At 70.3% G+C, this 25,189-nt stretch carries 20 protein-coding genes; 15 read left to right on the top strand and 5 right to left on the bottom strand.

Going from position 1 to position 25,189, the window contains the following annotated elements:
- The first annotated feature begins 16 nt into the window (after positions 1-16).
- Genes ACFHNC_RS18640 through mnhG form a run of 7 tightly spaced genes read left to right on the top strand, consistent with a single transcriptional unit; the run spans position 17 to position 6,584 of the window.
- Positions 17-496, top strand: a complete 480-nt coding sequence (locus tag ACFHNC_RS18640) for a PTS sugar transporter subunit IIA (protein WP_437170743.1) — start codon at positions 17-19, stop codon at positions 494-496.
- A 9-nt stretch (positions 497-505) separates the two neighbouring features.
- Positions 506-3,478: a monovalent cation/H+ antiporter subunit A gene (locus tag ACFHNC_RS18635; protein WP_437170742.1), complete on the top strand. Its 2,973-nt coding sequence runs from the start codon at positions 506-508 to the stop codon at positions 3,476-3,478.
- The gene (locus tag ACFHNC_RS18630; RefSeq protein ID WP_437170741.1) at positions 3,478-3,822 is read left to right on the top strand and encodes a Na+/H+ antiporter subunit C; all 345 of its coding nucleotides are present in this window, start codon (positions 3,478-3,480) and stop codon (positions 3,820-3,822) included. Before ACFHNC_RS18635 ends, ACFHNC_RS18630 begins: the two co-directional genes overlap by 1 nt.
- A gap of 8 nt (positions 3,823-3,830) precedes the next feature.
- Positions 3,831-5,429 (top strand): monovalent cation/H+ antiporter subunit D, encoded by a 1,599-nt coding sequence (locus ACFHNC_RS18625; RefSeq protein ID WP_437170740.1) that lies wholly within the window; start codon positions 3,831-3,833, stop codon positions 5,427-5,429.
- Complete coding sequence (locus ACFHNC_RS18620) at positions 5,426-5,944, top strand: Na+/H+ antiporter subunit E (RefSeq protein ID WP_437170739.1); 519 nt, start codon at positions 5,426-5,428, stop codon at positions 5,942-5,944. Before ACFHNC_RS18625 ends, ACFHNC_RS18620 begins: the two co-directional genes overlap by 4 nt.
- The gene (locus ACFHNC_RS18615) at positions 5,941-6,222 is read left to right on the top strand and encodes a K+/H+ antiporter subunit F (protein ID WP_437170738.1); all 282 of its coding nucleotides are present in this window, start codon (positions 5,941-5,943) and stop codon (positions 6,220-6,222) included. Before ACFHNC_RS18620 ends, ACFHNC_RS18615 begins: the two co-directional genes overlap by 4 nt.
- Entirely contained in the window at positions 6,219-6,584 is a 366-nt protein-coding gene (mnhG, locus tag ACFHNC_RS18610) for a monovalent cation/H(+) antiporter subunit G (protein WP_437170737.1), read from the top strand. Before ACFHNC_RS18615 ends, mnhG begins: the two co-directional genes overlap by 4 nt.
- A 12-nt stretch (positions 6,585-6,596) precedes the next feature.
- Here the strand turns inward: mnhG and ACFHNC_RS18605 are convergent, their stop codons facing one another.
- Positions 6,597-9,281, bottom strand: a complete 2,685-nt coding sequence (locus ACFHNC_RS18605; RefSeq protein ID WP_437170736.1) for an HAD-IC family P-type ATPase — start codon at positions 9,279-9,281, stop codon at positions 6,597-6,599.
- A 138-nt stretch (positions 9,282-9,419) separates the two neighbouring features.
- Here ACFHNC_RS18605 and ACFHNC_RS18600 point away from each other — a divergent pair, with 138 nt between their 5' ends.
- Entirely contained in the window at positions 9,420-11,696 is a 2,277-nt protein-coding gene (locus ACFHNC_RS18600) for a xanthine dehydrogenase family protein molybdopterin-binding subunit (RefSeq protein WP_437170735.1), read from the top strand.
- A gap of 10 nt (positions 11,697-11,706) precedes the next feature.
- Here ACFHNC_RS18600 and ACFHNC_RS18595 read toward each other — a convergent pair whose 3' ends face one another.
- The 3 genes from ACFHNC_RS18595 to ACFHNC_RS18585 form a co-directional block, all read right to left on the bottom strand.
- A complete protein-coding gene (locus ACFHNC_RS18595) occupies positions 11,707-12,390 on the bottom strand; it encodes an endonuclease V (protein WP_437170734.1) in 684 nt (227 codons plus the stop codon).
- Between the two features lie 13 nt (positions 12,391-12,403).
- Positions 12,404-13,333: a metal ABC transporter solute-binding protein, Zn/Mn family gene (locus ACFHNC_RS18590; RefSeq protein ID WP_437170733.1), complete on the bottom strand. Its 930-nt coding sequence runs from the start codon at positions 13,331-13,333 to the stop codon at positions 12,404-12,406.
- 98 nt (positions 13,334-13,431) lie between these two features.
- Complete coding sequence (locus tag ACFHNC_RS18585; protein WP_437170732.1) at positions 13,432-14,184, bottom strand: hypothetical protein; 753 nt, start codon at positions 14,182-14,184, stop codon at positions 13,432-13,434.
- A gap of 116 nt (positions 14,185-14,300) precedes the next feature.
- Between ACFHNC_RS18585 and pip the strand changes: the two genes are divergently transcribed.
- A complete protein-coding gene (pip, locus tag ACFHNC_RS18580) occupies positions 14,301-15,251 on the top strand; it encodes a prolyl aminopeptidase (RefSeq protein ID WP_437170731.1) in 951 nt (316 codons plus the stop codon).
- Between the two features lie 7 nt (positions 15,252-15,258).
- On the opposite strand, the gene ACFHNC_RS18575 is transcribed toward pip, so the two are convergent.
- The gene (locus tag ACFHNC_RS18575; RefSeq protein WP_437170730.1) at positions 15,259-16,938 is read right to left on the bottom strand and encodes a glycosyltransferase family 4 protein; all 1,680 of its coding nucleotides are present in this window, start codon (positions 16,936-16,938) and stop codon (positions 15,259-15,261) included.
- 86 nt (positions 16,939-17,024) lie between these two features.
- Between ACFHNC_RS18575 and zapE the strand changes: the two genes are divergently transcribed.
- The 6 genes from zapE to ACFHNC_RS18545 all read left to right on the top strand — a co-directional run bounded on the left by zapE (position 17,025) and on the right by ACFHNC_RS18545 (position 25,172).
- Positions 17,025-18,200 (top strand): cell division protein ZapE, encoded by a 1,176-nt coding sequence (gene zapE, locus ACFHNC_RS18570; protein ID WP_437170729.1) that lies wholly within the window; start codon positions 17,025-17,027, stop codon positions 18,198-18,200.
- Positions 18,201-18,329: 129 nt separating this feature from the next.
- Positions 18,330-18,863, top strand: coding sequence for a hypothetical protein (locus tag ACFHNC_RS18565; protein WP_437170728.1), 534 nt, complete (start codon positions 18,330-18,332; stop codon positions 18,861-18,863).
- A 161-nt stretch (positions 18,864-19,024) separates the two neighbouring features.
- Complete coding sequence (gene mdh, locus ACFHNC_RS18560) at positions 19,025-19,978, top strand: malate dehydrogenase (RefSeq protein ID WP_437170727.1); 954 nt, start codon at positions 19,025-19,027, stop codon at positions 19,976-19,978.
- A gap of 79 nt (positions 19,979-20,057) precedes the next feature.
- Positions 20,058-21,251, top strand: coding sequence for an ADP-forming succinate--CoA ligase subunit beta (gene sucC / locus ACFHNC_RS18555; protein WP_437170726.1), 1,194 nt, complete (start codon positions 20,058-20,060; stop codon positions 21,249-21,251).
- Positions 21,252-21,254: 3 nt separating this feature from the next.
- On the top strand, positions 21,255-22,151 hold the full coding sequence (sucD, locus tag ACFHNC_RS18550; RefSeq protein WP_437170725.1) for a succinate--CoA ligase subunit alpha: 897 nt from the start codon (positions 21,255-21,257) through the stop codon (positions 22,149-22,151).
- Between the two features lie 120 nt (positions 22,152-22,271).
- Positions 22,272-25,172: a 2-oxoglutarate dehydrogenase E1 component gene (locus tag ACFHNC_RS18545; protein WP_437170724.1), complete on the top strand. Its 2,901-nt coding sequence runs from the start codon at positions 22,272-22,274 to the stop codon at positions 25,170-25,172.
- Positions 25,173-25,189 lie beyond the last annotated feature (17 nt).

Here is a 25,189-nt window from a genome sequence, read left to right as displayed (position 1 = left end):
CAGGAGCCGGGACAGGATGGTGACCACGCAGCAGATCTCGGCCGCCGACGTGCTGCTCGATCTGGACGGCGGCAGCAAGCGCCGGGTGCTGGAGGCGCTGTCCGCCGAGGCCGCCCGGCGCAGCGGCCGCGCGCGGGAGGACATATTGGCCGCGCTGCAGGCGCGGGAGGCGCTGGGCTCCACCGCCCTCGGCCGCGGCGTGGCGCTGCCGCATGCGCGGATGGCGGGGGATTACCCCCCGCTGATGCTGTTCGCCCGCCTGGCCAAGCCGATCGACTATGAGGCGCGGGACGAGGAACCGGTTGACCTGGTGATCCTGGTGCTGTGGCCCGAAGCGGCGCCGGAGGGCTTCCTGCCCACCTTGGCCGCCACCTGCCGGCCGCTGCGCGCCCCCGCCGCGCTGCGTCGGCTGCGGGCCGCGACCTCGGCGGAGGAGGTGGTGGCGGTGCTGGCACGCTACGGCTCCGCCGAAAACGATCCCGAGGACGACCGGTGAGGCGCCTCGATGCCTGACGTCCTGCTGCTGGTCAGCCTGGTCGGCCTGCCCTTCGCCGCCGCCCTCGTCGCGGGCCTGCTGCCCTCCACCTCCCGCAATCTGGCGGCGGGGCTGGCGGGTGGTGTTTCGCTGGTCTGCCTGGCGCTGGTCTGGGCGGCCTATCCCACAGTCTCGGCGGGCGGCGTGCTGCGGGCGGAATTCGCCTGGATGCCGACGCTCGGCCTGAACATGGTGCTGCGGATCGATGGTCTCGCCTGGCTGTTCACGGGGCTGATCAGCGGCATCGGCGCGCTGGTGGTGCTGTATGCGCGCTACTACATGTCCGCCGAAGACCCGGTGCCGCGCTTCTTCTCCTTCCTGCTCGCCTTCATGGGGGCGATGACCGGGGTGGTGATTTCGGGCAATTTGATTCAGCTCGCCTTCTTCTGGGAGCTGACGAGCCTCTTTTCCTTCCTGCTGATCGGGTATTGGCACCATAGCGCCGCGGCGCGGGACGGGGCGCGCATGGCGCTGACCATCACCGCCACGGGCGGCCTCGCGCTGTTCGCCGGCGTGCTGGTGCTGGGCCATATCGTCGGCAGCTATGATCTGGACGTGGTGCTGGCCTCCGGCGATCTGATCCGCGAACACCCGCTGTACCTGGTCGCGCTGGTGCTGGTGCTGTCGGGCGCGCTGACGAAAAGCGCGCAATTCCCGTTCCATTTCTGGCTGCCGCACGCCATGGCGGCGCCGACGCCGGTTTCCGCCTACCTGCATTCGGCCACGCTGGTGAAGGCCGGCGTCTTCCTGATGGCGCGGCTGTGGCCGGTGCTGTCGGGGACCGAGGAATGGTTCCTGCTGGTCGGCGGCGCCGGGCTGATCACGATGCTGATGGCCGCCTACATCGCCATCTTCCAGAACGACCTGAAGGGCCTGCTGGCCTATTCAACCATCAGCCATCTCGGGCTGATCACGCTGCTGCTGGGGCTGAACAGCGAATTGGCGCTGGTCGCCGCCGTGTTCCACATCATGAACCACGCGGCTTTCAAGGCGTCCCTGTTCATGGCGGCCGGCATCATCGACCATGAGACGGGCACGCGGGACATCCGGCGCCTGTCCGGCCTCAACCGATCCATGCCCTTCACCGCGCGCCTGGCGCTGGTTGCCGCCGCGGCGATGGCCGGCGTGCCGCTGCTGAACGGCTTTCTGTCCAAGGAGATGTTCTTCGCCGAGGCGCTGACGGCGGAGACGCAGATGCACGGCCTGGCCAACATCCTGCCCTTCGCCGCGATGCTGGCGAGCGCCTTTGCGGTCGCCTATTCGCTGCGCTTCATCCATGGCGCCTTCTTCGGCCCGGACCCGGTGGATCTTCCCCGCAAGCCGCATGAACCGGAAACCTGGATGCGCTTCCCGGTCGAGATCCTGGTGCTGATCTGCCTCGTGGTGGGCGTGCTGCCGGCGGCGACCGTCGGGCCGTTCCTGGCGGTGGCCGTGCAATCCGTGCTGGGCGAAAACGTGCCCTATTACAGCCTGTCCGTCTGGCACGGCTTCAACCTGCCGCTGCTGATGAGCGTGGTGGCGCTGGCGCTGGGCGTCGCACTTTACATGCTGCTGGCCACCCGCCTGCGGCGGGGCCTGGATTGGCCGCCGCTGTTCCGCGGGCTCGAGGCACGGCGGATCTTCGACCGGGTGATGGTGTTCCTGTCCTGGCGCCTGGCACGGCGGCTGGAGCTGATCGTTGGCACCAGGCGGCTGCAGCCGCAGCTTCGGCTGATTGTCGGCGGCGGCATCATCGCCGGCGTGGCGGCGATCTGGGCGGGCGGCATCGGGCCGGGCAATCTGGCGGCGAGCCCGGTGGACCCGGTGCTGGCGCTGGTCTGGGTGGTGGGTGCGGCGTGCGCCATCGGCGCCGCGTGGCTGGCGAAGTTCCATCGGCTGGCGGCGCTGATCCTGCTCGGTGGTGCCGGGCTGGTGGTCTGCATCACCTTCGTCTGGTTCTCCGCCCCCGACCTCGCGCTGACGCAGTTGACGGTGGAGGTGGTGACCACGGTGCTGCTGCTGCTCGGCCTGCGCTGGCTGCCGAAGCGCCTGCCGGATGCCAGAGGGACGGAAGGCGGGACGGAGGTGATAACCCTCGGGCGCCGCATCCGCGACCTGGCCCTTGCGGTGGGGGCCGGCGGCGGGCTGGCGGCGCTGTCCTATGCCGTGATGGTCCGCACGCCACCCGATCTGCTGGCGCTGGACTTCCTGGCGCGCGCCTATTCGGAAGGTGGCGGCACCAATGCGGTGAACGTCATCCTGGTGGATTTCCGCGGCTTCGACACGCTGGGCGAGATCTTCGTCGTCGCCGCCGTCGCGCTGACCACCTTTGCCCTGCTGCGCCGCTTCCGCCCGGCGGCGGACAGCGTGGAGGTGCCGGAACAGCAGCGCGACCAGGGGGATGGCGCCGCGGGTGCCGTGATGACCGGCAGCGGCGAGGCCCGGCCCGGATCGGACTGGCTGTTGCTGCCCTTCACCCTGACGCGGCTGCTGTTCCCGGTGATGCTGGTGGTCGCAGTCTTCCTGCTGCTGCGCGGGCATGATCTGGCTGGCGGCGGCTTCTCCGCCGGCATGGTCGTGGCGATCGCCATCATCCTGCAATACATGATCGGCGGCACGGATTGGACCGAGGACCGGCTGCGGCTGCGGCCGCCGCTGTGGATGGGCGGCGGCCTGCTGGTCGCGGCGGGGACGGGGCTGGGCGCCTGGCTGTTCGGGCGGCCCTTCATGACTTCGTACTTCGCCTATGCCGATCTGCCGCTGATCGGCCAGGTGCCGACCGCCAGCGCGCTGATCTTCGATATCGGCGTGTTCATGCTGGTGGTGGGGGCGACGCTGCTGATGCTGGTGGCGCTGGCGCACCAATCCGTGCGCGCGCATCGCGCGGTGCCCACGCGTGGGAAGCCGCCCGCCATGGTGCGGCGGGACCCGGCGCCGGTGGCGGCCGTGGCGGGAGAGGATTGATGGAACTGATCCTGTCTCTGGGCATCGGCGTACTGACCGGCTCCGGCGTGTGGCTGCTGCTGCGGCCGCGCACCTTCCAGGTCATCATCGGGCTTTGCCTGCTGTCCTATGCGGTGAACCTGTTCATCTTCTCCACCGGCGGGCTGCGCACCGGCGCCGCCGCCATCCTGGAACGCGGCGAGGCCGGCACGCTGGCCACCTACGCGGACCCGCTGCCGCAGGCGCTGACGCTGACCGCCATCGTCATCAGCTTCGCCACCACGGCGCTGCTGCTGGTGGTGCTGCTGGCGTCCCGCGGCCTGACCGGCACGGACCATGTCGATGGCCGGGAGCGTGACCGGTGATTGGCTGGATGGACCATCTGGTCATCGCGCCCATCGTCGTGCCGATGCTGGCCGGGGCGGCGATGATTTTGGCCGGGGACCGCCGGCGCGGATTGGTGGTGGCGATCGGCGCCGTTTCCCTGTCGCTGATCCTGGCGCTGGCCATCGCGTTGCTGATGCAGGCGCAGGTGCCGGAGGTTCGCATCTACCGTCTGGGCGACTGGCCCACCCTGTTCGGCATCGTGCTGGTGGCGGACCGGCTTTCGGCGCTGATGCTGGTGCTGACGGCCTGCCTGGGGCTGGCCGCCTTCCTGTTTTCGCTGGCGAAGTGGCAGCGCGCCGGGGTGTATTTCCACCCGCTGTTCCAGTTCCAGCTGATGGGACTGAACGGCGCCTTCCTGACCGGCGACCTGTTCAACCTGTTCGTCTTCTTCGAGGTGATGCTTGCCGCCTCCTACGGCATGGCGCTGCATGGCTCCGGCGTCGCGCGGGTGCGGGCGGGGCTGCACTACCTGACCATCAACCTGGTCGCATCGCTGCTGTTCCTGGTTGGTGTCTCCGTCGTCTACGGCATCGTCGGCACCCTCAACATGGCCGATCTGGCCGCGCGAATCCCGCTGGTGGCGGTGGAGGATCGCGGGTTGGTGGAGGCGGGGCTGGCGGTGATGGGGGTCGCCTTCCTGATCAAGGCGGCGATGTGGCCACTCGGCTTCTGGCTGACCGGCACCTATGCCGCGGCGGCGGCGCCGGCGGCGGCGATCCTGTCCATCCTCAGCAAGGTCGGCATCTATGCCATCCTGCGCGTCTGGCTGCTGCTGTTCGGGCCGGAGGCCGGGGCTTCGGCCGGCTTCGGCGCGGATTGGCTGCTGGTGGGCGGGCTGCTGACCATCGGCTTCGGCGCCATCGCCGTGCTGGCGACGCAGGATCTGCCGCGGCTGGCGGGCGCCAGCGTGCTGGTCTCCTCCGGCACACTGCTCGCCGCCATCGGCACCGGCCAGGCGGCGGTGACGGGCGGTGCCCTGTACTATCTGGCCGGTTCGGTGCTCGCGATCGGCGCGCTGTTCTTGCTGATCGAACTGGCCGAGCGGGCGCGGGAGGTTGGCGCCGATGTGCTGGCCGTGACGCGCGAGGCGCTCGGCCCCGGCGAGGAGGAGGAGGAGGCTGAGGCGACGGAGGAGGCCGGTGTCGCCATCCCCGGCATCCTGGCCATACTGGGCCTTAGTTTCATGGTGTGCGCGCTGCTGCTGGCGGGGCTGCCGCCGCTGTCCGGCTTCCTGGCGAAGTTCGCCATCCTGTCGCCGCTGCTCGGCACCGCGCCGGCCCCGGTCCCCACCACCACCTGGCTGCTGATGGCGGCCCTGATCCTGTCTGGCCTGGCGACTCTGATCGCGATGGTGCGGGCGGGTATCGCGGTGTTCTGGGTGGGGCAGGCCAGCCGGGTGCCGCGCGTGCGGGTGGTGGAATTGGCGCCCGTGCTGCTGCTGCTGGCGCTGAGCGGGGCGCTGACGGTGGGGGGCGGGCCGGCGCTGGCCTATATGCAGGCGACGGCGGACCAGCTGCACGCGCCGGGCGGCTACCTGCGCGCCGTGTTGGGCGCGCGGGCCGTGCTGCCGGAGGTTTCGCCATGAGGCGCCTGCTGCCCTATCCGCTGCTGGCCGCTTCGCTGCTGCTGCTGTGGCTGCTGCTGCAGGAAAGCGCCTCCCCGGCCGCTTTTGTGCTCGGCGCCGTGCTGGCGGTGGCCGGCGGCCTCGTTCTGGTGGCGCTGCGGCTGCCGCGTTCCGGCGCACGCACCCTGGCGATGCGATTCGCGCCAGGGCGGCTGCTGGCCCTGGCCGCGCTGCTGCGCGACGTGGCGGTGGAGGTGCTGCGCTCCAACAACGCGGTGGCGCGCATCATTCTGCGCCTGCCAGGCGCGCGCAACGGGCGGTCCGGCTTCGTCGTGGTCCCGCTGGATATGCGCGACCCCTACGGCCTGGCGGCGCTGGCCTGCATCCTGACAGCGACCCCCGGCACGGTCTGGGTGGACTACGACGCCGCCCGCGGCACCATGCTCCTGCATGTGCTGGATATGATCGACGAGGAGCAGTGGGTTCGCATCGTCAAGGACAAGTGGGAGCGTCAGTTGATGAACCTGTTCGAATGAGCGCGACCCTGCTGGGCTGGGCGGTGCTGGCGGCGCAGATCATGCTGGCGGCGGCCATGGCCTGCCCGCTGTGGCGCGTGCTGCGCGGGCCGCGGGCGCAGGACCGCGTGCTGGCGCTGGATACGCTGTATGTGATCTCCGCCACGCTGCTGCTGGTCTTCGGCATCCGCACCGGCAGCACCCATTACTTCGAGGCCGCGCTGCTGATCACCCTGCTCGGCTTCGTCGCCACCGCCGCGCTGGCCAAGTTCCTGATGCGGGGCGAGGTGATCGAATGATGGTGGCCGCTGACCTGCCGCTCTGGGCGGCCGTGCCGGTGGCGCTGCTGCTGCTGCTGGGCTCCGGCCTGGCGCTGATCGGCTCCATCGGATTGATGCGGCTGCGTGGCTTCTATGACCGCGTGCATGCGCCCGCCGTGGTCAGCACGCTCGGCATCGGCAGCGTGCTGCTGGGCTCGATGCTGTATTTCTCCGTGCTGCAGACCCGCTTCGTGCTGCATGAGATCCTGATCAGTGTCTTCGTCGTGATCACCACGCCCGTCACGCTGATGCTGCTGACCCGCGCCGCGCTGTACCGCGACCGCCGCGACGGCAGCGACGAGGTGCCGCCCTTGCCGGAGACCGCGAAGCGGGAGGAGTAGGCGCCGGCGCGTTCACCCCCAGCGCCGCCGTACCCACTTCTCGGCCTCCACCGCCAGCAGCAGCGCCACGCCCGTGGCCAGCACCAGCGCCGATTCCGTCAGGCCCAGGGCGGTGGTATGGAAGGCTTGCTGCATCCAGGGCAGATAGGTGAAGGCCAGCTGCGCCAGCACGATGATCGCAAGCCCCGCCAGCACCGCCTTCGTGCCGAAGACGCCACGCCAGGTCAGCGAAGTTCCGTGCACGTAGCGGACGCAGAACAGATAGGCGATTCCCATCACGATGATCGCGTTCACCACCATGGTCCGCGCCGTCTCGATCGGCAGCGCCTGGCCTTCGGCCCAGAAGAACACGCCGAAGGCGCCACAGGCCATCAGGACGGAGGTGAAGACGATCTGCCAGATCAACAGCCTTGTCAGGATCTGCTCCCCACGCGGGCGTGGTGGGCGGGCCATGGTGCCCGGCTCGGTCGGCTCGAAGGCCAGCACGGTGCCCAGCGCGACGCTGGATACCAGATTGACCCACAGGATCTGCAACGGCGTGATCGGCAGTACCATGCCGGCGAAGATCGCGGCGATGATGGTGAAGGCCTGTCCGCCATTGGTCGGCAGCGTCCAGCCGATGACCTTGCGGATATTGTCATAGACCGTGCGACCCTCGCGCACCGCGGCGACGATGGAGGCGAAATTGTCATCCGCCAGCACCATGTCGGCGGCCTGCTTCGCCGCCTCCGTCCCCTTGCCGCCCATGGCGACGCCGACATCGGCACGCTTCAGCGCCGGCGCGTCGTTCACGCCATCCCCGGTCATCGCCACCGTATGGCCCTCGGCCTGCAACGCCATCACCAGGCGTAGCTTGTGCTCCGGCGTGGTCCTGGCGAAGACCGTGACATGGCCGACGGCCCGTCGCAGGGCGGCATCGTCCAGCTTTTCCAGCTCCGCCCCCGTCAGCACCTCCGGCGCCTCGGCCAGGCCGAGCTGGCGGGCGATCTCGCGGGCCGTGGCGGCGTGGTCGCCGGTGATCATCACCACGCGGATGCCGGCCGCGCGCGCATCGCGCACCGCCGCCATCGCCTCCGGCCGCGGCGGGTCGATGAAACCGATCAGGCCGAGCAGGCGCGGGCCGCCGGCCAGCGTCTCGGCGGAAAGCTGCATGGCACCAGCCGGGGCGGCGAGTGCGGCGAAGCCCAGCACGCGCTGGCCTTCCGCGGCCAGCACCTCGGCACGTGCCGCCCAGTCGGCGCGGTCGAAATCCGGTGCGTCGGCGCACATTTCCAGAATGCGCTCCGGCGCGCCCTTCAGCAGGATGATGTCGCCACCATCGGCGTCCGGATGCAGCGTCGCCATGTAGCGATGCTGGCTGTCGAACGGGATTTCGTCCCGCCGTGGGTGGGCTTCGCGCCCGGCCGCGGGGTCAAGCCCCGCCTTGCGCACCAGCACCACCAGGGCGCCCTCCATCGGGTCCCCCTCCACCCGCCAGGCGCCGTCCACCTGGCGCAGTTCCGCGTCGTTGCACAGCAGCGCCGCGCGCAGCAGCTCGGCCAAGGCTGGGTCGGAATCGTGGCACTGCGGCGCATCGTCGCGCAGGATGTCGCCGCCCGGCTCGTAGCCGACGCCGGTCACGGCCAGCGCGCCGCCCGGCAGCAGCAGCGTCGTCGCCACCATCTCGTTGCGCGTCAGCGTGCCGGTCTTGTCGGTGCAGATCACGCCCACTGCCCCCAAGGTTTCGACTGCCGGAAGCTGGCGGATGATGGCGCTGCGGGCGGCCATGCGCTGCACGCCGATCGCGAGCGTGATGGTCATGATGGCCGGCAGGCCTTCCGGAATGGCGGAGACGGCCATGCCGATCACGGCCATGAAGGCCTCCGTCGCCGGTTGCCCGCGCAGCAGCGTGGCGAAGCCGAACAGCAGCGCCGCCACGGCGATCACGGTGCCGGAGACCTGCCGCGCGAAGCGCGCCATCTGCCGCAGCAGCGGCGTCTGCAACTGGTCCACCGCGCCCAGCATCGTGCTGATGCGGCCAAGCTCCGTCGCCGCGCCGGTGGTGACCGCCACGCCAGCGCCGCTGCCGGCGGCCACCAGCGTGCCGGACCAGGCCATGGAGGTGCGTTCCGCCAGTGGCGCGTCGGCAGGCGCCGGGTCCACGCCCTTGTCCACCGGTACGGATTCGCCGGTCAGCGCCGCTTCCTCGATCCGCAGGCTGCGGGCGCGCAACAGGCGCAAATCGGCCGGCACGCGGTCCCCGGCTTCCAGCAGGACGATGTCACCGGGCACGATTTCCGCCGCCGGCACGCGCAGCCGGTGGCCGTCGCGCAGCACCATGGCGCTGGGGTCGATCATGCCGCGGATCGCATCCATCGCGCGGGCTGCCTTGCCCTCCTGCACGAAGCCGATCACCGCGTTCACCACCACCACGGCGAGGATGACGAAGGTATCCAGCACGTGCCCCAGCGCCAGGGACAGCGCGGCGGCGCCGAGCAGCACATAGATCAGCACGTCGTTGAAATGCCGCAGGAAGCGCCGCAGCGGGCCGGGGCCCTGGGCTTCCGGCAGCCGGTTCGGCCCATGCCGCGCCAGCCGCGCCGCGGCCTCCGCCGTTTTCAGCCCCTCGGCATCGGACTCCAGCGCGGCGAGCACGGCATCGGGCGCCGCGGCGTGCGGCTGGTCTCCGGAGGGGGCGGGGGGCGTGGTGGCGGCCAAGCGGTGACGCTCCTCGGTTCCAGCGTGCGGAGCGGATGGCATGATGCGAGACGCGCCGCCAGCAGCAAAGCCTTCGGCATCACGACCGCTTGACCCGCCTTGCTTGCCGGCGCCGGAGCCGCGCCATAGGCTGCCCGCATGGCATTCGACGTTCTTCCCGGCCTCGGCCAACCATTGCGCCGGCTGGAGGACCCGCGCCTGCTGACCGGCGGCGGGCGCTTCACCACGGATGTCGCCGCACCCGGCGCGCTGCACGCCGTGTTTCTTCGCTCGCCACACGCGCATGCGCGCATCCTCGGCGTGGATGCCGCCGCCGCGCGGGCGCTGCCGGGCGTGGTGGCGGTGTTCACGGCGGCGGAGGTGGCCGGCCTCGGCCACAACCCGGCGGTGACCGAAATCCGCGATACCGCCGGCGCCCGCCATATCGAACCGCCACGCCTGCCCATCGCCGCGGATCGCGTGCGCCATGTGGGAGAGATCGTCGCCATGGTGGTGGCGGAGACGGCGCATGCGGCGCGCGATGGGGCGGAGGCGGTGGTGGTGGACTACGACCCGCTGCCCGCCGTGGTGCGCGGCGATGATGCGCTGGCCCCCGGCGCCCCGCTGCTGCATGCGGAGGCGCCGGGGAACCTTTGCTGCCTGTGGCAGAAGGGCGATGCGGCGGCGGTGGCGGTGGCCTTCGAAGGCGCGGCGCAGATCGCCCGCGTGACCTACCGGTCCCCGCGCATCCTGGCGGGCTACCTGGAAACCCGCGCGGCGCTGGCGCAGTGGCGGGACGGGCGGGTCACGCTGACCACGCCATCCCAGGGCGTGCACCTGCTGCATCGCATCCTGTGCGACCACATCCTGAAGTGGCCGCGCGACAGGCTGCGGGTGATGACGCCGGATGTCGGCGGCGGCTTCGGCCCCAAGCTCCCGCCCTATCCCGAACAGGCGCTGGCCTGCTTCGCCGCCTGGGAATTGCAGCGCGACGTGCGCTGGGTGCAGGACCGCAGCGAGCATCACCTGGCGGACACACATGCGCGGGACCTGGTGGCGGAGGCCTCGCTCGCTTTGGACGCCGAAGGCCGCTTCCTGGCGGTGCGCGTGGAGGGTGTGGCGAATTTCGGCGCCTTCGTCTCCACCGTGAATCCCACCATTCCGACCGCCGGCATGGCGAAGGTGATCGGCGGGCTTTACGACATTCCCGCCATGCACATCGCGCTGCGCTGCGCCTTCAGCAACACCGCCCCGGTGGACGCAGTGCGCGGCGCCGGCAAGCCGGAGGCGCTGCTGCTGCTGGAGCGTCTGGTGGATGTGGCGGCGCGGGAGTCCGGGCGCGATCCCGTCGCGCTGCGCCGGTTGAACCTGCTGCCCCGCGATGCCTACCCGTACCGCACGGCGCTCGGCTACCGCTACGACAGCGGCGACCCGGCGGCGCTGCTGGATGCGGTGCTGGAACTGGGCGATGCGCCCGGCTTCGCGGCGCGGCGCGCAGCCTCCGCCGCGCGCGGGCTGCGGCGTGGGCGCGGCGTCGCCTGCCACCTGCACGGCTCCGGCGGCTGGGGCGACGAGACCTCGATGGTGGAGGTGCGGGCGGATGGCACCATCACCGCGCGCACCGGCACGCAGAGCCAGGGGCAGGGCCATGCGACGGCCTATGCCCAGCTTCTCGCCGCCGCCTTCGGCGTGCCGGCCACGCAGATCGAGATCATCCAGGGCGACAGCGACCGCATTCCGCGCGGCGGCGGCACCGGCGGGTCCTCCTCCACCATCATCTCCGGCACCACTTTGGCCCGCGCCGCCGAGGCCGCCATTGAAAGCGGCCTGCCCCTGGCGGCGGAGATGCTGGAGGCCGCGCCCATCGATGTCGCCTGGCACAACGGCGCCTATGAGATCACCGGCACCGATCGCCGCGTGACGCTGGCCGCCGTCGCCGCGCGCCAGGGCGGGCTGCACGGCCAGGCGGATTTCGCCGAGACGGTGGAGACCTGGCCCGCCGGCATCGCGATCTGCGAGGTGGAGCTGGACCCGGAAACGGGGCAGGTGCTGCTGGACCGTTTCGCGGCGGCCATCGATGCCGGCACCGTGGTGAACCCGGTGCTGCTGGCGGGCCAGTTGCAGGGCGGCTGGGCGGCCGGCATCGGCCAGGCGCTGTCGGAGGATGCGCTGTACGACGCGGAGGGCCAGATGCTGGCCGCGACGCTGATGGACTACGCCATGCCCCGCGCGGCGGATCTGCCCGACTTCCGGCATGCGGTGCTGCCGGTGCCCTCGCCCAACAACAGCCTCGGCATCAAGGGCGTCGGGGAGCTGCCGACCAATGGCGCCCCGGCGGCGCTTGCCAATGCGGTGGCAGATGCGCTGGATGGCGTGCATGTGGAATTGCCGATGACGCCGCAGCGAATCTGGCAGGCGCTGCGCCCGGTTTCCTGAAGCCAATCCGTCAGCCCGGGTCGTGGCCCAGCCGCACCCGCGTCGCCGCCGCATGCGCCAGCCGCGTCGGCTCCGGCAGACGCCGCCCGCGGCCGAGTGCGACCACCCAGGCCAGCGCCGTGGCCAGGGATACGCGGTGGCCAGGGGAGACATAGACCGGGTTGGCGCCGCGCCGGGTTCGCAACGCCATGCCGATGATGCGCCCCTGCCAGACCAGCGGCGCCTGCGCGCCCGCTACATCGGGCAGGTCGCCCTCCACCGTGCCGACCAGGATGGATTTCGCCACGCCGATGGTCGGCACATCCAGCGTCACACCCAGCAGGCAGGCGACGCCCAGGCCGCGCGGATGCGCCAGGCCGTGCCCATCCACCAGCACCAGGTCCGGCCGCCGGGGCAGGGCGCGGAACGCATCTGCCAATGGCGGCACTTCCCGGAAGCCGAGCAGGCCCGGCACATAGGGCAGGCCGCCGCGATGCGTGGCGCCGCACTCCCCCAGCGGGGCGAGGCTTGCCGCATCCAGCGCGACCATGGCGGCGTGGACCGTGCGCGTCGGGTCGAAGCGCAGCGTGCTGGCATCCGCCCCGGCCACCACCCGGACCGGCCCGAGATCGTCCCGCGGCACCACGCGGGCGGCGAGTGCCGGTTGCAGCAGGCGGGCGGCGGCCGCGGTGGCGGGGAAGTCGGCCAGGTGCATGGCCGGTGGTTTCTCAGCTCGCCTGGCCGCGCATCGCCGGCACCAGCACGCCGACATTGTGGCGGAACATCGCCTCATAGCTCGCGGCTGGGCCGGCGGCCTCGGACAGGGCATCGGCGTAGAGCCTGCCCTGCACGGCGACGCCCGCCTCCCGCGCCAGGCGTTCCAGGGTGGAGGGGTTGCCCATGTTCTCCATGAAGACGGCGGTGATGGATTCGGCGCGGATCTGGCGGATCAGCCGGGCGACCTCGGCGGCGCTCGGCTCGGCCTCGGTCGAGACGCCCTGCGGCGCCAGGAAGGTGATGCCATAGGCGGCGCCGAAATAGCCGAAGGCGTCGTGGCTGGTCACCACCTTGCGGCGCGCTTCCGGCACCGCGGCGATCTCGGCGCGGACCCAGGCATCCAGCGCCTCCAGCCGCGCGATATAGGCGGCGGCGCGGCCTTCGATCGGCGCCGCCTGGGCGGGCAGGGCGGCGGTAAGGGCGGTGGCGATGTTGCGCGCATACTGGATGCCGAAGCGCAGATCCTGCCAGGCGTGGGGATCCGGCACCTGGCGCGCATCGCCCTGCCGGTGGCCATGGCCGTGCCCATCCATCTGCAGCGGGGTGATGCCCTGGGTCGCGGTGGCGACGGGGCCGCGATAGCCGGCGGCGCGGATCATGCGATCCATCCAGCTATCGAAGCCCAGCCCGTTGCGGACCACCAGCGCCGCGCCGCGCAGCGCCTGCGCGTCCGATGGCCGGGGCGCGAAGCTGTGCGCGTCCACATTCGGGCCAGCGAGCGTGCGCAACTGCACCGCATCACCGGCGATCTCCGCCACCATGTCGCCGAGGATGGAGAAGGAGGCCACGACGAGCGGCGAGGTGGCCTGCGCCTGGGCCTGCGCCCGCGTCGGGGCCACCAGCAGAAGGGCCGGCAGGGAAAGAAGGGTGCGCCGGAGCATGGTGACGCCGATCCTTGGAATGTTATACTATAGCTTTATGCGCGCAGACGGGATGCGGCAAGTGCCAAGCGCGTGCGCCGGTGCTGGCGAAGGGGCTGTCAGCCCCAGCCCAGCCAGCGGCGCAGCCGCACCCAGAGCCCCTCGCCCCGCTTCTCGATCCGCTGATGCGTTACGTGCGGGCGGCGGGACGGCGGCGGCAGGGCGGAGGCCACGGTATGCCGCCCGGAATCCTGCGCCTGGATCAACCGCCGTTCCAGTGCCACCACCTGCGCCACTGCCTCCGGCGGATCGGTCAGGGCCAGCGCCTCGGCGGTCGCGCTGGCATCGCCCCAGGCCTCCGCCCGGCGCAGCGCATCGATCACCCGCACCGTCTGTTCGGAATCCAGTTGCGGCCCGCTGCGCCACAGCGCCACGGCATCCAGCCGCCAGGCGCGGGCGAATTCCGGCCGGCCAAGATCATCCGCCACCCAGGCGGCATGAAGCGTGGCCTCGGCGGAGGCATGCAGCGCGCCCGTCTCCTCCAGCACCAGGGCCCAGGCCAGGAAGCGCCGCGCCAGGGGCGGCGTGCCGGATTCCGCCAGCAGGGCGCGGAAGGGCGCGGCGCGCACCGCCTCCGCCGCCGCCGGATGGGCGCGGGTGATGTCGGGCGCGGCATAGCCGCAGCCAGGGCATTGCTGCAGCCAGCGCGCCATGGTGGAGCGCACCGGCTCGCCTGGGCGAAGATCGAGGTCCGGGGCCTGTTCGGGCGGTGCCGGGCGGAAAGCGGGGTGCCGGCTCTCGGTTCCACACACCCCGCAGCGCAGGGCGCCGGCGGTGGCGGAACGGGAGCCGGCCGAGGGGGTCTCGGCCATCTGCACAAACTAGGCACGATCCGGCCCGGGGCGAAGGGTCACTTTGTGGGAATCCGCATCAGGCTGCGTAACAAGCTGTCTGGACTCGGGGTGGCCCCGCCCCTTAAAGGGCTGGCATGCCCCGCGGCGACCTCTATCCCGATATCGCCCCCTTCGAGACCGGCCTTCTGCCGCTATCGGCCGGGCACGTCATGTATTGGGAACAGGTGGGCAACCCCCGCGGCCAGCCGGCGCTGTTCCTGCATGGCGGGCCGGGCGCCGGCGCCGGGGCGATCCATCGCCGCTTCTTCGACCCGAATCATTGGCGCGTGGTGATCTTCGACCAGCGCGGCGCCGGCCGGTCCCGCCCGCTGGGCGACCTGCGGGAGAATACCACCCCGCATCTGGTGGCGGATATCGAGGCGCTGCGCCGCTTCCTCGGCATCGAGAAATGGCTGCTGTTCGGCGGGTCCTGGGGCAGCACGCTGGCGCTCGCCTATGCCCAGGCGCACCCCGATCGTGTCTCGGGCTGCGTGCTGCGCGGCGTCTTCCTCGGCCGGGCGGCGGAGGTGGAGTGGTTCCTCTACGGCCTGCGCCGCGTCTTCCCCGATGCCTGGGCGGCCTTCGCCGAGCATGTCGCGCCGGAGGAGCGCGGCGACCTGCTGACCGCCTACCTCAAGCGGCTCTGCGACCCGGACCCGCTGGTGCACAGCCCGGCGGCGCGGGCCTGGAGCCTGTATGAAGGCTCATGCTCCACCCTGATGCCGAGCCCGGAGACGGTGGCGAGTTTCGCGCAGGACCGGAGCGCGCTGGGGCTGGCGCGGATCGAGGCGCATTATTTCCGCCACGACCTGTTCCTGCCGCCCGAGGGGCTACTGGGGAACATGGACCGCATCGCCCACATCCCGGCCGAGATCGTGCAGGGCCGCTACGACATGGTCTGCCCCTGCGACAGCGCCTTCGACCTGGCCGCCGCCTGGGCGCCGGCGCGGCTGACGGTGATTCCGGATGCCGGGCATTCGGCGCTGGAGCCGGGGGTGCGGACGGCGCTGGTGGCGGCGGTGGAGCGGTTCCGGCGGCGGGGGTGACCCGGGGTCACGCCAGCCGCAGCACATCCACCTTCACAAGCCAGGCCAGTGCGCGAAAGCACCGCCCGGCCTGGGGCGGCGGCAGCGCCGATACCAGCGTGCCGGCCTGGGCCGGTCCGGCTTCCAGCCCCGACAACATCAGCCCGAACACCTCCGCCCCCGGCAGCAGGTCCAGCCGCGGCGCCCCGCCGGGGATGGCGGCGATCGCCCGCAGCCGCGCCAGGGCGGCCGCCGCATCCGGCAGGCCGGGCGCCAGGGCCAGCCGCGTCTCCGGCGCCAGGCGCTGCGTGGGGAAATCGGCGAACAGACGGCTCGGGTCCGGCCGGCGCGGCACCGGGTGCGCGCCGCGCAGCAGGGCGGCCCGCTCGCCACGCCCCGCGCCGCGCAGCGCCGCCAGTTCCGCCCACAGCGCCCGGTACTGGCCGATCACCACCGACCAGTCATAGGTTGCCCGCGCGCGGTCCCGGGCCGCGGCGGCCATGCGGGCGCGTAGCCCGGCATCGCCGATCAGCGCCGCGAAGGCAGCCTCCGCCGCGCCGAGATCCACCGCGGTGAATTGCGCGGCGCCGGCGATGTAGTGGTCGTAGCTGTCCTGCCCATCCTCATGCCGCGCCGCGAGATCCTCCATCGGCCCGGCCATCAGGGAGGGGATGCGGAAGCCGGTGACGCCATGCGCCACCGTATCCCGCAGCCCGTCCCAATCCGTGGCGACCACCGGCAGGCCGGCGGCCTGCGCCTCCACCGGGGCCAGGCCGAAGCTTTCCTGGATATTGTCGGATAGCAGGGTGAAGACATCGGCTGCCGACCAGATGGCCCGCCGCACCTCTGGCAGGCGGCCATCCACGTGATGCACTGCCAGGTTCGGGCACAGCGCGGCGGCCAGTGCCTTGAAGGCGTTGCGCTGGACCTCATCCGCGAACCAGCCGGACAGTACCAGATGCACCGCGACCCCGGGCGGCGCGACCACGGCGGCGCGCCCCAGCGCCAGGAACATCGGCAGCGGATGCGCCTTGGCATGGAAGGACAGCCTTCCGTGATGCAGCACCACCACATCCCCGGCCGCAGCGCCCAGCTTCTGCCGCCAGGCCGCGCGTGCCGCCGGATCACGCGCCAGCGCCGGCGCATCGACGCCGAGCGGGATCACCGGCAGCGCCGGCCCCTCCAGCCGCGTGGCGCCAAGGCGACGCGCCAAGTATTCGCCTTCCGCCTGCCACAGCCGCTGCACGGCGCCGCGCACGGCGGCGGAGGTGCAGATCACCGCATCCCAGGGCTGCACCGGCGCCACCAGCAAATCTGCCAGGCTGTCCATGGCGGTGGCGGAGGCGATGGTGTGGGTCAGGCCGACGAGGGAAAAGCCCCGCGCCGCGCCGATCCGCCGGCGCCGCCAGGCGTGGTGGGACAGCTCCGGCCCCGGCAGCATCAGGCAGCCGGTCTCTGCCAGGCGATGCAACTCCGTCTCCGGCACCGCCTCCAGCGGCATCGTCGCGCCGAGGGCCTGGCATTGCGCGCGGAAGGCCGCCGCATCCTCGGCCGTGCGGGTCAGCGCCACCAGCCGGTCGAAATCCGCATGCTGGATCAGCGCCCTGAGAAAACCCTCCCCCGCCGCATGCCGCCCCATCAGCCGAGGGCGGGAGGTATCGTAGCCATCGGGGGCGTAGAGCAGCGCGGCGGCGGCGGGGGTGGTCATGCGGCGAAGGCTGCGGGCCGCGCCGTGGCGCGTCAATCGCCGAACCCGCCGTTGCCGCGAAGGGAGTATCGCGGTATCGCGCGGCGATGAACGATCGGCCGCATCCCGCCGGCGGAGGTCCAGGCGGGGGTCCGCTGCCGACCTACCGCGCCCGCATCGCCGAAGGCGCTTTGGCCGCCGACCCGGCCCAGGCCAGGGCGGTGGAGGTGCTGCAGGACCTCTGGCGCCGCACCAAGGGCTACGACCCGCATCCGGAGGAGCCTGAAAAGGGCGGCTTCTTCGCCCGCTTCACCCGCCGCAAGCCAGTCGCCGCGGAGGAAGCGCCCGCCGGCACGCCGATGGGCCTGTACCTGGTGGGTGAGGTGGGTCGAGGCAAATCCATGCTGATGGATCTGTTCTTTGAGACGGCGGAGGTCACCCGCAAGCGGCGCATCCACTTCCACCAGTTCATGCAGGATGTGCACCGGCGCATCCATGCCTGGAAGAAGCAGCATGGCGACACGGCGGACCCCATTCCGCCGCTGGCGGATGCCATCACGGCGGAAGCAGCCCTGCTGTGCTTCGACGAGTTCCAGGTGCATGACATCGCCGATGCGATGATTCTCGGCCGGCTGTTCCAGGCGCTGTTCGCCCGCGGCACTGTGGTGGTGGCGACCAGCAACACGGCGCCGGCCGATCTGTTCAAGGGCCGCCCCGGGCGCGATGCCTTCCTGCCCTTCATCGGCCTGATCTCCCGCCGGCTGGAGGTGCTGACGCTGGAGGCCGCGCGGGACTATCGCCTCGACCGGGTCCGCGCCCTGCCCACCTGGCATGTCCCGGCCGATGAGCGGGCGACGCGGGCGCTGGATGCGGCCTTCGAGGAACTGACCGGCGAAAAATATGGCAAGCCCACCCGGCTGACCTTGCTCGGCCGCAGCCTGGCCGTCCCGCAGGCGGCGCGGGGCGTTGCGCGGTTCGATTTCGAGTCGCTATGCGGCCAGCCGCTGGGTCCGGCCGATTATCTCGCGTTAGCAACCCATTTCCATACGATGGTCCTGGACGGCGTGCCGCGTCTCAATCCGGAGAACTTCGATCGCGCCCGGCGCTTCATCACACTGGTCGATGCGCTTTATGAGCATCGGGTGAAGTTGTTGGCCAGCGCCCAGGCGGTGCCGGACCGCCTGCACGAAGAAGGTCATAATGCTGCCATGTTTGCCAGGACGGCGAGCCGGCTGAATGAGATGCAAAGCCAGGATTGGCTTGGGCTCGCGCACCTCACGTAACATCCTGAAATGCGCGTTGACAGGCTACGGGCGCCTCAGTCTAGTAACGCGCATTGGGCCATTTCTTGGCTCGGGGGGCTGCCACCGGTCATTACGCCGGGGTGGTGTTGATTGGGGGACTATTCTCGCATGCGGACGATCCTGCTCGCCCTGCTGACTGTACTTGTCTTGGCCCCGCAGGCGGCCGATGCCGCCAGACGGGACGAACGCGGCGGAACGGCGGTGAGCAGAACGAACACCGCAGCCAGCCCCGCCACCCGCGCCTCCACCCGCGCCACGCCGCGCACCACGACCCGGGCCGCCGCGACGCGGACACCCGCCCGCACCACGGCCCGCGCGGCTGCCACCCGCACCGTGACACGCGCCGCGCCGCGGACGGTCACCCGCACCGCGGCCCGGCCCACCAGCCGCACGGCCGCCCGCCCGGCCCGGACCCAGGCCGTTACCCGCCAGGCGCCGGTCCGCCGCGGCGATGTCCGCACGCAGCGCAGCAGCGTCGTGGTACGCGGGGCGTCGGCGGCCACCATTTCCCGCGGCAGCGGCATTGCCGGCTGGCAGGCCGGACTGCCGGCGATGACCATGACGCAGCGGGACTGCCCGGTGGGCACCTTCGCCACCCTCGCGCGCGGACACGACGATATCGTCCGCTGCATGCCGCTCTGACCGTCTGAAACCACGGCGGGCCGCAACTGGCGCGGTCCGCACGCATGACACGCAGCGCCGCCTTGCCCGGCCTGCAGGGCGGGAGTAGGAAGCCCCGCAGGGCGCGCCGCACGGCGCAGCCTTGAAATCCCTGCGAAGCACCACAAGGCAAGGACCGCTGCATGTCCCGCAAGAAGATCGCGCTCATCGGCGCCGGCAACATCGGCGGCACGCTCGCCCACCTGATCGGCCTGAAGGAGCTCGGTGACGTCGTGCTGTTCGACGTCTTCCCGGGCGTTGCCGCCGGCAAGGCGCTGGACATCATGCAGTCCGGCCCGGTGGACGGCTTCGACAGCGCCATGTCCGGCACCGGCGACTATTCCGCCATCGAGGGTGCGGATGTCGTCATCGTCACCGCCGGCTTCCCGCGCATGCCGGGCATGAGCCGCGACGATCTGCTGACCAAGAATGCCGGCGTGATCGGCCAGGTGGCCGAGGGCATCAAGCAGTATGCCCCGAACGCCTTCGTCATCTGCATCACCAACCCGCTCGATGTCATGGTCTGGGTGCTGCAGCAGCGCTCCGGCCTGCCACCGGAGAAGGTGGTGGGCATGGCCGGCGTGCTGGACAGCAGCCGCATCCGCCTGTTCCTGGCCCAGGAATTCGGTGTGTCGGTCGAGGACGTCACCGCCTTCGTGCTGGGCGGCCATGGCGATACCATGGTGCCGCTGACCCGCTACTCCACCGTCGCCGGCGTGCCGGTGCCCGACCTGATCAAGATGGGCTGGACGACGCAGGAAAAGATCGACGCGATCGTGGCCCGCACCGCCAATGGCGGCGGCGAGATCGTCAAGCTGCTGGAGAAGGGCTCCGCCTTCTACGCGCCGGCCGCTTCCGCCATCGCGATGGCCGAGAGCTACCTGCTGGACAAGAAGCGCGTGCTGCCCTGCGCCGTGATGCTGAATGGCGAATACGGCCAGGACCAGTTCTATGTGGGCGTGCCCGTGGTGATCGGTGCCGGCGGCGTCGAGCGCATCATGGAAGTGCAGTTCACGGCCGAGGAGAAGGCCGCCTTCGACAAATCCTGCGACGCGGTGAAGAAGCTGGTCGCAGACTTCAAGGCGCTCGGCGTCTGAGATTGCCCGCCGGTGGCCCGATGCCTTAGAGGCGTCGGGCCACCGGCTTTTTTGGCGCCTTGCTGGCCGGAGACATCGGATGAACATCCACGAATACCAGGCGAAGGAATTGCTGCGCCGCTACGGCGTGGCGGTGCTGGAGGGCCATGTGGCCTGGACGGCGGATGAGGCCGTGGAAGCGGCCAAGAAGCTGCCCGGCCCCGTCTATGTCGTGAAGTCGCAGATCCACGCCGGCGGCCGCGGCGCCGGCCGCTTCACCAACGACCCGAACGGCAAGGGCGGCGTCCGCGTCGTCAAGTCGATCGAGGCGGTCCGCGAAGCGGCCGAGGCGATGCTCGGCAATGTCCTGGTTACCAAGCAGACCGGCGAGCAGGGCAAGCTGGTCTCCCGCGTCTTCGTGGAAGATGGCTGCGACATCAAGCGGGAGCTGTATCTCGGCCTGCTGATCGACCGCGAAACCAGCCGCGTCACCGTGATGGCCTCGACCGAGGGCGGCATGGAGATCGAGGAGGTGGCACATGACCACCCCGAGAAGATCCTGAAGGTCGCGATCGACCCGGCCGCCGGCATCTTTCCCTACCACGCGCGCAAGCTCGCCTTCGGGCTGGGCCTGGAAGGCAAGCAGGTCGCGGCGTTCCAGAAGTTCGTGCTGGCGCTGTACGGCGCCTTCCTCGAACTCGACTGCGCCATCGTCGAGATCAACCCGCTGGTCGTGACCGGCAAGGGCGACATCGTGGCGCTGGACGCCAAGGTGTCCTTCGACGAGAGCGCGCTGTTCCGCCACAAGGATCTGGAAGCGCTGCGCGATGACAGCGAGATGGATCCGAAGGAACTGGATGCCATCAAGAACGACCTGAACTATGTGGCGCTCGATGGCGAGATCGGCTGCATGGTGAATGGCGCCGGCCTGGCCATGGCCACGATGGACATCATCAAGCTGTACGGCAGCAGCCCGGCGAACTTCCTCGACGTCGGCGGCACCGCGAATGCGGCGCGCGTGACGGAGGCGTTCCGGATCATCACCTCCGACGTCAACGTCAAGGCGATCCTGGTCAACATCTTCGGCGGCATCGCCAAGTGCGACATGATCGCCAACGGCATTGTCGAGGCGTCCAAGAACCTGTCGCTCAGCGTGCCGCTGGTGGTGCGGCTCGAGGGCACGAATGTGGACCTCGGCAAGAAGATTCTCGCGGAGTCCGGGCTGGCGATCATCGCGGCCGACAACCTTGCCGACGCCGCCCAGAAGGTCGTCGCTGCTGTAAAGGGCGCCTGAACCATGGCCGTTCTGATCGACGCCAACACCCGCGTCATGACCCAGGGCTTCACCGGGGCCCAGGGCACCTTCCATGCCAGCCAGGGCATTGCCTATGGCAGCACCTATGTCGGTGGCACGACCCCCGGCAAGGGCGGCACGATGCACCCCGAGCTGAACCTGCCGGTGTTCAACACCGTGGTGGAATGCCGGGACGCGACCGGGGCGAACGCCACCGTCATCTACGTCCCCGCGCCCTTCGCCGCGGACGCGATCCTGGAAGCGATCGACGCCGAGATGCCGCTGATCATCTGCATCACGGAGGGCATTCCGGTGCTCGACATGGTGAAGGTGAAGCGCGCGCTGGATGGCTCCAAGTCGCTGCTGGTCGGGCCGAACTGCCCAGGCGTCATCACGCCGGATGCCTGCAAGATCGGCATCATGCCGGGGCATATCCATCGCCGCGGCTCCGTCGGCATCGTCTCCCGCTCCGGCACCCTGACCTATGAGGCGGTGGCGCAGACCACGGCGGCCGGCCTCGGCCAGTCCTCCTGCGTCGGCATCGGCGGCGACCCGGTGAAGGGCATGGATTTCATCGATGTCCTGAAGCTGTTCCTGGCCGATGACGAGACGCAGTCCATCATCATGATCGGCGAGATCGGCGGCCAGTCCGAGGTGATCGGTGCCGAATACCTGGCCGAGCATAATTTCGGACCGGGCAAGCCGAACAAGCCGGTGGTCGGCTTCATTGCCGGCGCCACCGCCCCTCCGGGCCGCCGCATGGGCCATGCCGGTGCGGTGATCTCGGGCGGCAACGACACGGCGGCGGCGAAGATGGAAGCAATGGCGAAGGCCGGCATCCATGTCGCCGACAGCCCCTCCGCCCTGGGTTCCACCATGGTGAAGGCGCTCAAGAAGTAATGTAACGGTCACCAGGGTCGCGTCAGGGTCCCGGTTCAGGGCCTGACGTTGACGGGCCTGGTGCCCTATCTATGTGCGGCGCGCCGCCCGGGGATTGAGGCAGGCGCAACGGAGACGGAAATGGCCGGAGTGGATGTCCTCGCGAGTGCGATGTCGGGCGCGAATGCCGCCTACCTCGCCGACCTCTATGCCCGATGGGCGGAGAAGCCGGACAGCGTCGATCCCTCCTTCGCCGAGCTGTTCGGGGCGCTGAACGACGAAGCTCGTTCGGTACTGACCGATGCGGTCGGCGCCAGCTGGGCGCCCCGCCTGCGCGGCGCCTTCGGCCCGGATCCGGAGCCGCCGGCCGCGGCCCCGAAGGGCAAGGGGGCGCCCGCCGCCGCCGCGCCGGCTGCGAACACCGTGGACAAGGCCGCAGCGCAGCGGGCGGTGCTGGATTCCATCCGCGCCCTGATGCTGATCCGCAGCTACCGCGTGCGCGGGCATCTGGAAGCGCAGCTGGACCCGCTGGGCCTGCAGGTGCTGAAGCCGCATCCGGAGCTGGACCCCAAGACCTACGGCTTCACCGATGCCGATATGGACCGGCCGATCTTCCTGGACTTCGTCCTGGGCAAGGAAAACGCGACGCTGCGCGAGATCCTGCAGATCTGCCGCGCCAGCTATTGCGGCTCCATCGGCACCGAGTTCATGCATATCCAGGACCCGGAGCAGAAATCCTGGATCCAGCGCCGGATCGAGGGTGCGCCCTGGGTCAAGGCCTTCGACGGCGCCGCCAAGCGCCAGATTTTGCAGCAGCTGACCGAGGCCGAGGGCTTCGAGGCCTTCTGCGCCAAGAAATACGCCACCACCAAGCGCTTCGGGCTGGAGGGCGGTGAATCCACCATACCGGCCATCCAATCCGTCATCGAGGTCACGGCCAGCCAGGGCGTGAACGAGATCTCGATCGGCATGGCCCATCGCGGCCGGCTGAACGTGCTGGTGAATGTGGTGAAGAAGCCCTTCTCCGCCGTGTTCAGCGAGTTCAAGGGCAATGCCGCGACGCCCGAGGATGTGCAGGGCTCCGGCGACGTGAAGTACCACCTCGGCACCTCCACCGATATCGAGGTGGCCGGGCGCATGGTGCACCTCTCGCTCCAGCCGAACCCCTCGCATCTCGAAGCGGTGGACCCGGTGGTGGTGGGCAAGGTGCGGGCGCGCCAGGACATGGCGGGCGACACCAAGGGGCGGCGCTCCGTCCTCGGCATCCTGCTGCATGGCGATGCGGCCTTCGCCGGCCAGGGCCTGGTGTATGAGACGCTGGCGATGAGCCAGCTCATCGGCTACCGCACCGGCGGCACCATCCACATCGTCACCAACAACCAGATCGGCTTCACCACCGTCCCGGCGCATGCCTATTCCGGCCTGTATTGCACGGACGTGGCGAAGAGCATCCAGGTGCCGATCCTGCATGTGAATGGCGACGACGCGGAAGCGGTGGTGTTCTGCGCCCGCATGGCGGCCGAGTTCCGCATGGAGTTCGGCGCGGATTTCGTGCTCGACATCGTCTGCTACCGCCGCCACGGCCACAATGAGACGGACGAGCCGGCGTTCACGCAGCCGATCATGTACGGCCGCATCCGCGAGATGAAGACGACCCGCACCCTCTACGCCGAGAAGCTGGCGAAGGAGGGCAGCGTGCCGGCCGAGGAATCCAAGGCGGTGCTGGATGCCTTCAATGCCCAGATGGAGGAAGCCTTCCAGGCCGCCACCAGCTTCAAGCCGAACAAGGCGGATTGGCTGGAAGGCCACTGGTCAGGCCTGAAGGCCGTGACGGTGGGTGAGGATGTCGAGCGGCTGCACGAGACCGCGGTCGGCCTGGATGAACTGCGCGAGGTCGGCGCCGCGCTGGCCCGCGTACCGGCCGATTTCGGCGCCAACCCGAAGATCCTGCGCCAGCTCGAAGCCAAGAAGACGGCGATCGAGACCGGCGAAGGCATCGACTGGTCGACCGGCGAGGCACTGGCCTTCGGAACCCTGCTGTTGGAGGGCCACCGTGTGCGCCTGTCCGGCGAGGATGTGCAGCGCGGCACCTTCAGCCAGCGCCACGCCCATCTGGTGGACCAGAAGACCCAGGCCGAATACGTCCCGCTGAACAACATCCGCGCCGGCCAGCCGAAGTTCGAGGCCTTCAACAGCCTGCTGTCCGAAATGGGCGTGCTCGGCTTTGAGTACGGCTACACCCTGGCGGACCCGCGCACCCTGGTGCTGTGGGAAGCGCAGTTCGGTGACTTCGCCAATGGCGCGCAGGTCATCATCGACCAGTTCATCGCGAGTGCCGAGACCAAGTGGCTGCGCATGTCCGGCCTGGTGATGCTGCTGCCGCATGGCTACGAAGGCCAGGGGCCGGAGCATTCCTCCGCCCGGCTGGAGCGCTGGCTGCAACTCTGCGCGGAGCGCAACATGCGCGTCGGCAACCTGACCACACCGGCCAATTACTACCACGCGCTGCGCCGCCAGTTGAAGGCGAACTACCGCAAGCCGCTGGTGCTGATGACACCGAAGTCGCTGCTGCGCCACAAGCTGGCGGTCTCCCCGCTGGCTGATTTCGGCCCGGGCAGCGCCTTCCAGTACATCATCCCGGAAACCGACGCCCTGGTGGCGGAGGATCAGGTGAAGCGGGTCGTGCTCTGCACCGGCAAGGTCTATTACGATTTGCTGGCGGAGCGGCGGGAGAAGGGCGTGAAGGACGTGGCGATCATCCGCGTCGAGCAGCTCTACCCCTTCGCCCGGACGACGCTGTCCAAGGTGCTCGCGCCCTATCGCAATGCGGAGGTGGTGTGGTGCCAGGAGGAGCCCGAGAATATGGGCGCCTGGACCTACATCGACCGCAAGATCGAAGGCGTGCTGCGCGACATCGAGATGAAGGCGAAGCGCCCGATCTACGTGGGCCGCGCCGAGGCGGCCAGCCCGGCGACGGGACTCGCCAAGGTTCACCAGCAGCAGCAGGAAACCCTGGTGCGTGAGGCGCTCGGCCTTTCGTGAGCGTCCCCCCAGGCAGA

This window comes from Falsiroseomonas sp. E2-1-a4, assembly GCF_051433165.1.
Taxonomy (GTDB): domain Bacteria; phylum Pseudomonadota; class Alphaproteobacteria; order Acetobacterales; family Acetobacteraceae; genus Falsiroseomonas.
The sequence above is the reverse complement of the archived record's forward strand: the minus strand, read 5'-3'. Positions and strand labels throughout refer to the sequence as shown.

Coding starts and splice junctions, on each gene's coding strand:
- ACFHNC_RS18640 (WP_437170743.1), top strand. CDS start 17: ATGGTGACCACGCAGCAGATCTCGGCCGCCGACGTGCTGCTCGATCTG.
- ACFHNC_RS18635 (WP_437170742.1), top strand. CDS start 506: ATGCCTGACGTCCTGCTGCTGGTCAGCCTGGTCGGCCTGCCCTTCGCC.
- ACFHNC_RS18630 (WP_437170741.1), top strand. CDS start 3,478: ATGGAACTGATCCTGTCTCTGGGCATCGGCGTACTGACCGGCTCCGGC.
- ACFHNC_RS18625 (WP_437170740.1), top strand. CDS start 3,831: ATGGACCATCTGGTCATCGCGCCCATCGTCGTGCCGATGCTGGCCGGG.
- ACFHNC_RS18620 (WP_437170739.1), top strand. CDS start 5,426: ATGAGGCGCCTGCTGCCCTATCCGCTGCTGGCCGCTTCGCTGCTGCTG.
- ACFHNC_RS18615 (WP_437170738.1), top strand. CDS start 5,941: ATGAGCGCGACCCTGCTGGGCTGGGCGGTGCTGGCGGCGCAGATCATG.
- mnhG (WP_437170737.1), top strand. CDS start 6,219: ATGATGGTGGCCGCTGACCTGCCGCTCTGGGCGGCCGTGCCGGTGGCG.
- ACFHNC_RS18600 (WP_437170735.1), top strand. CDS start 9,420: ATGGCATTCGACGTTCTTCCCGGCCTCGGCCAACCATTGCGCCGGCTG.
- ACFHNC_RS18595 (WP_437170734.1), bottom strand. CDS start 12,390: ATGCACCTGGCCGACTTCCCCGCCACCGCGGCCGCCGCCCGCCTGCTG.
- ACFHNC_RS18590 (WP_437170733.1), bottom strand. CDS start 13,333: ATGCTCCGGCGCACCCTTCTTTCCCTGCCGGCCCTTCTGCTGGTGGCC.
- ACFHNC_RS18585 (WP_437170732.1), bottom strand. CDS start 14,184: ATGGCCGAGACCCCCTCGGCCGGCTCCCGTTCCGCCACCGCCGGCGCC.
- pip (WP_437170731.1), top strand. CDS start 14,301: ATGCCCCGCGGCGACCTCTATCCCGATATCGCCCCCTTCGAGACCGGC.
- ACFHNC_RS18575 (WP_437170730.1), bottom strand. CDS start 16,938: ATGACCACCCCCGCCGCCGCCGCGCTGCTCTACGCCCCCGATGGCTAC.
- zapE (WP_437170729.1), top strand. CDS start 17,025: ATGAACGATCGGCCGCATCCCGCCGGCGGAGGTCCAGGCGGGGGTCCG.
- ACFHNC_RS18565 (WP_437170728.1), top strand. CDS start 18,330: ATGCGGACGATCCTGCTCGCCCTGCTGACTGTACTTGTCTTGGCCCCG.
- mdh (WP_437170727.1), top strand. CDS start 19,025: ATGTCCCGCAAGAAGATCGCGCTCATCGGCGCCGGCAACATCGGCGGC.
- sucC (WP_437170726.1), top strand. CDS start 20,058: ATGAACATCCACGAATACCAGGCGAAGGAATTGCTGCGCCGCTACGGC.
- sucD (WP_437170725.1), top strand. CDS start 21,255: ATGGCCGTTCTGATCGACGCCAACACCCGCGTCATGACCCAGGGCTTC.
- ACFHNC_RS18545 (WP_437170724.1), top strand. CDS start 22,272: ATGGCCGGAGTGGATGTCCTCGCGAGTGCGATGTCGGGCGCGAATGCC.